Consider the following 5,406-nt stretch of genomic DNA (forward strand, 5'->3'; position numbering starts at 1 on the left):
GTTAATCGTTCAGAATGGCGAGATCAGATCAGTGACTTATTCAGAAGTTCCTTAAACAATCTCACATCGATAATGGATCATTGGAACCGTGCGACGTGAGCGAAGATGAGGTCTGGATTACGGCGAAAGCGCGCGAAGGTGCGTCGCAGGGCCGTGTCCCGTTCGATCGTCGTCTGATAGAAGCGATTATGGGCGGTCAGCTTGCGTGTCGTCTTCCAAATCGGCTCCACTGGATTGAACTCAGGCGAGTATGGCGGCAGTCGGTGAAGCGAGATGCGCCGATGATTGGCGGCCAACCACTGCTGTCCAGTAGCGTCCAGATTGTGACAGGGGCCATTGTCGAGAATCAGAAAGACCTTGCGCCCGGCATATTTCCCAACCAATCGCTTGAGAAACGTCAGGAACGTGCCGGCGTTGAACACCTCGGCGAACTGGAACGTGAACTGCGCCGTACAGAGACTGACCGCCGCATACAAGTGAGCGGTCTTGCGCGCGCCAAAGGTATCGACTCGTGGCTGGCAGCCGACGCGCGACCAGGTTCGATGCAACGTACCGTCGAGCCAGAAACTGGCTTCGTCTTCGAACAGGACTACGCCTCGGCAAGCAGCCGCTTTTTTTTGATCGCCGGAAACGTCTGTTTCAACCAGAGCGCCTGGCGCTCCGCGTCGGCTTTGGCCAACCGCTTCCGGGGGCGCTGTACCGAGAATCCAAGCTTGTGCAGCAGACGGGGAATATGATGGTTGTGGTAACTGACCCCAAAACGACGCCGGATCAATTCCCCGATCATCGGCCCAGTCCACACACCGCTCTGGTAGCCAGCGGCCAGCGGACCTGCTTCGACCAGCGCAATCCATTGCTGGTGTTGCGCATCCGACAGTCGCGCCTCGCCCCCGAGACGTTCTCGCGGTCGCAGCCCCTCGGTACCAGCGGCCTCGAACCATTGCAACCAGCGATTGACGGAACCACGGGTCACGTCGAGTTGCGCTGCCTGTTGGATCACGCTGATGCCATCGAGATAGCCCAGGACCGCCGTCGCTCGCCGCCACGTCGACAGATCGCCGTCCCGCTTCGCATCCTGCTGCAATTTTCGCAGTGCGCGCAATTCCTGCCGACTTGCTCGTGCTGTGCTGATAGCCTGACCGTTCCGCGCTCGCGCCATCATTTCGACCCCTTGAACAGAGATCGGCCCACGATGATCTTCTCTCGATCATCCGTCAACTCTTTGGATCGCTTCCGACGCGATCATGTTTAGCAGGGCGACAGCGGATGCCCTACGTCGGCACGATGCGTCACTGTCTGTTCGTCTGGGTGTTCTCCATGATAAAAGCAGGTTCTTCGCAGGATGTCGGAGACGACTCGTAGGTTGCCGTGAAAGAAGTATGGCATAAGCTTTTACGCCCATTCGGCAGAGTTACCCGACTGCGGTATCCCGTGCGCCTGCACGTACCGAGGAGCATAGCGCTATGAAAATCTGCAGAACCTCAGCATTCATGTTCCTGCTCGCCCTGCCTTTGGCGGTGACCGCATCCGACCTTCAAGCGAAGTTTGTCGACCCGGTGTGGGACGGTGCCGCCGTGCCAGATGGGTATCAGTGTCAAAAGTTTGGTGGCACCCACGGCTCGCCCGCGCTGCATGTGAACGGAATTCCCGCGCGCACCAATGCGCTGGTACTGGAGTTCAGCGATCGCTCGTATGCGCCAATGGATCACGGCGGACACGGCAAGCTGGGCTACGCAATAGAACTTGGCAGTACCTCGGTTCAGGTACCGTCGGTGCCGCCCCACACGATGGCACTGCCGGCCGGCTTCTGGGCTGTCGCCGAGCACAGCGCGCCCGACTGGGACAAGCCGGGCACTTATTTGCCGCCATGCTCGGGTGGCCGCGGCAACGCGTATTACGTGACGGTGAAGGCGGTCGTGCACGAAGGTGACGACATCGAAGAACTCGCTGAAACGATCCTGGAAATGGGCAAGTATTGAGCTGCTGAAGCCGGCGCCGGGCGGCTGAAAAAGGATCCCGGCCATTGCAATTCCCATAAGCGCACGACAGTGGATTTCATGCGCGATGTTGTACGGGACTGGCTCGCAGCGACGGTCGAGGACACCCGGATTGTTGCGGGTGTACGCATATGGTGATGACCGTGAAATCGAACCCTGATCCGGACGCCCAGCCAACGCTGAAAGACCCGGTGTGTGGCATGACCGTGCGCGCCGACTCGCCGCATACCACGCACCATGACGGCGCGGCCTACCATTTCTGCAGCGCTCGCTGCATGGATCGCTTCGTCGCGGAACCGGGGCGCTATCTGTCCGGGTCAGCGCAGATATCAGTGCCGGTGCCTTCGCGCGCCAGGGATGCCGCACCCGTGATCTTCACATGCCCGATGCACCCCGAGATCCAGCAGTCCGAACCGGGCAACTGTCCCAGATGCGGCATGAGTCTGGAGCCCATGGTACCGGTGATCGAGGACGCCGAGGATCCCGAACTCGAGGATTTCTCTCGCCGTTTCTGGTGGACCCTTCCATTCACCGTCGTCGTCGCGTTCCTGGCGATGGCAGGTCATCGGATGGCCTGGTTCTCCGGGACCACCCAGTCGTGGATCGAGCTCGTGCTGTCCCTGCCCGTCGTGGCATGGGCGGGGTGGCCGCTCTTCAAGCGCGGTGTGGATTCCGTTCGTCATCGCAGCCCCAACATGTGGACGCTGATCGCGCTGGGGACGAGTGCCGCGTTCGCGTACAGCGTCGTGGCGACGATCGCTCCGCAAGTGTTTCCGTCATCGTTCATGTCGATGGGCCGCGTGGCGGTGTATTTCGAGGCGGCCACCGTGATCATCTCGTTGACCCTGCTGGGCCAGGTACTGGAGCTGCGTGCGCGGGCCCGGACGTCCACCGCGATCAAGTCCCTGCTCAAACTCGCGCCGAAAATGGCGCGCCGGATCGCAGCCGACGGCGTGGAGGAAGACATTCCCCTGTCGCACGTTCACATCGGAGATCTGCTTCGCGTGCGGCCCGGAGAGAAGGTGCCGGTGGACGGCGTGGTCACGCAAGGTTCCAGCGCCGTGGATGAATCGATGCTGACGGGTGAGCCTTTGCCGGTGGTCAAGCGCGCGGGTGACAAGGTCATCGGTGCCACCCTGAACACCAACGGTGCATTGGTCTTCCGCGCGGAGCGGGTGGGATCGGCGACAGTGCTGGCGCAGATCGTCCAGATGGTCGCACAGGCCCAGCGCTCCAAAGCACCCATGCAACGCATGGCGGACGTAGTCGCAGGCTATTTCGTCATCGGCGTCATCGCCATCGCGGTGCTCACGTTCTTCGGATGGGGATTCCTCGGTCCGGAGCCGAGCTGGGTTTACGGACTGGTGAACGCCGTGGCCGTCCTCATCATCGCCTGTCCATGTGCGCTCGGTCTCGCGACGCCGATGTCGATCATGGTGGCGACCGGGCGTGGTGCGCAGCACGGCGTGTTGTTCAAAGATGCCGTGGCCATCGAGAAACTGCGCGCGGTGGATACGCTGGTGGTCGACAAGACCGGCACGCTCACCGCAGGAAAGCCGACTTTCGAACGCGCGATCGCGTGCGAGGGATTCACCGAAGACCGGGTCCTGCAACTCGCCGCGAGCCTCGATCAGGGCAGCGAACACCCCCTCGCCACCGCCATCGTGGACGCGGCAAAGCGACAGGATCTCCCCCTGTCCACGCCATCCGAGTTTGAATCGCGAACCGGCATCGGCGTCAGCGGGAGCGTCGAGGGGATGTCGCTGGCACTGGGCAATACAGCGCTGATGCAGCACCTCGATATAACCGTGGCTCCATTGGCAGCACGCGCGGAGGCAATGCGGGCAGAAGGCGCGAGTGTCATGTATCTCGCCGTCGATCGCCGCCTTGCGGGCGTGCTGGCCGTCTCGGATCCCGTCAAAGCGACTACCTGGGAGGCGCTGGACACACTGAACCGCGCCGGTATACGCGTAATCATGGCGACGGGAGACGGGCTTACCACTGCAATGGCGGTCGGACGTCGGCTTGGCATCGATGAAGTGCACGGGGAAGTGCGACCTGCGGACAAACTGGCGCTGATCGAAACTCAGCAGCGCGCCGGGCACATCGTGGCGATGGCGGGCGACGGTATCAACGACGCGCCGGCACTGTCCCAGGCCGACATCGGGATCGCCATGGGCACGGGTACGGACGTGGCGATGAACAGCGGGCAGATCACGCTCGTCAAAGGAGATTTGCGTGGGATCGCGACGGCACGCGCGTTGTCCCAGGCCACCGTCGCGAACATGAAGCAGAATCTCGCCTTCGCGTTGCTCTACAACGCACTCGGCGTGCCGGTCGCGGCAGGCGTCCTATACCCATTCACGGGCTGGCTACTGTCACCGATGATCGCCGCCGCGGCGATGAGCCTGAGCTCGGTATCCGTCATTTCGAACGCATTGCGCCTGACGCGCGTCGAGCTGATGCATCCCGAGATCGTCCGCCGCGCGACGACACCGTGAATGGAACTGGCGTTGCCGCGCGCGAGACGCGTCAATGCTTCGCCTGCGCCCCCCTGTCACCTGCCAGCCGCCTGTAGGAGTCCTGGATATTGCCTCCGGTCGACTCGCCGACCGACACAGCCTCACATCACTGGCGGATTGCGAGCGAGCGCTCTGCCACCCTGTACCCCACGCCATAACCACGGACGAATCCAGTGGCCAGGCCGCAACGGATTGCGGCCGCTCACAAGCTTTTCTATGGGGGCGGTGAGAATGGATCTCTTATATATCGCGTGGGGAATCGTCATCACGGCCGCGGTGATCGCCTTCCATTATTGAACGGCCCGACCGTTCGCGGCGGATTGCTCGCTGGCAGCAGCGACAGCCCACCTCCGAAGCATCACGCCGCGCGTTGTAGAGACGCTTCATGATCGCATCAGCCGCCTCCTGCACCCTCGTGTCATCGTCCGGTCGCCGCCAACGCAGCACGGCAATGACTTGCATCGCCTCCTCGAGCAAGTCGGGAAGTTCGCAGTCGGTGTACTGTTCCATTTTCGCAGTAACGTCCCGGTCGTTGTCACGCGCGAGAGTAGCCCGTCGTGTCGCGCGGGAGTGTCAGCCGACCAGGCTTCCCGCGTGGGTGCGATAAGAGCTGCATCTTCCGTCCCGAACGTACGGGGCGAGTTGCCTGAGATGCTGCTCGACCCAGTCAGACCCTGCCCGCCGTCACCGTGCGCGCCGGGTCGTCGAAGCGCAGCGCCCCGTCCTCGAGTTCGCCCCGGAGCAGGGTTTTCCGGTCCGATGCGTAGTCCTGTGCGTGGTGCCACGGCGCCTGCACGCCCTGTTTGGGCAGCAGATGCAGCCGGCGCGTGATGTAGCCCGGCGAGAAGTCCTGCGTGATCGGGTATTCCGCCATGCCCTCGTCCTGC

5 protein-coding genes and 1 pseudogene are annotated in these 5,406 nt (G+C 62.4%); 2 read left to right on the forward strand and 4 right to left on the reverse strand.

Features of this window, described 5'->3' with window-relative positions; all coding sequences use genetic code 11:
• Positions 1 to 77: 77 nt before the first annotated feature.
• Both OJJ21_RS14375 and OJJ21_RS14380 read right to left on the reverse strand, forming a co-directional pair.
• On the reverse strand, positions 78 to 707 hold the full coding sequence (locus tag OJJ21_RS14375) for an IS630 family transposase (RefSeq protein ID WP_297687277.1): 630 nt from the start codon (positions 705 to 707) through the stop codon (positions 78 to 80).
• Entirely contained in the window at positions 590 to 1,162 is a 573-nt protein-coding gene (locus tag OJJ21_RS14380; RefSeq protein ID WP_297687272.1) for a winged helix-turn-helix domain-containing protein, read from the reverse strand. The genes OJJ21_RS14375 and OJJ21_RS14380 overlap by 118 nt, the downstream gene beginning before the upstream one ends.
• A gap of 328 nt (positions 1,163 to 1,490) precedes the next feature.
• Between OJJ21_RS14380 and OJJ21_RS14385 the strand changes: the two genes are divergently transcribed.
• Positions 1,491 to 1,979, forward strand: coding sequence for a hypothetical protein (locus OJJ21_RS14385; protein WP_297687273.1), 489 nt, complete (start codon positions 1,491 to 1,493; stop codon positions 1,977 to 1,979).
• 149 nt (positions 1,980 to 2,128) lie between these two features.
• Positions 2,129 to 4,498: a heavy metal translocating P-type ATPase gene (locus tag OJJ21_RS14390; protein WP_297687274.1), complete on the forward strand. Its 2,370-nt coding sequence runs from the start codon at positions 2,129 to 2,131 to the stop codon at positions 4,496 to 4,498.
• Positions 4,499 to 4,759: 261 nt separating this feature from the next.
• Here OJJ21_RS14390 and OJJ21_RS14395 read toward each other — a convergent pair whose 3' ends face one another.
• A complete protein-coding gene (locus tag OJJ21_RS14395; protein WP_297687275.1) occupies positions 4,760 to 5,029 on the reverse strand; it encodes a hypothetical protein in 270 nt (89 codons plus the stop codon).
• 157 nt (positions 5,030 to 5,186) lie between these two features.
• A pseudogene (locus OJJ21_RS14400) lies at positions 5,187 to 5,406 on the reverse strand (hypothetical protein); the annotation flags it as partial.

Source organism: Ferrovibrio sp., from assembly GCF_025869515.1.
Classification (GTDB): Bacteria; Pseudomonadota; Alphaproteobacteria; order Ferrovibrionales; family Ferrovibrionaceae; genus Ferrovibrio.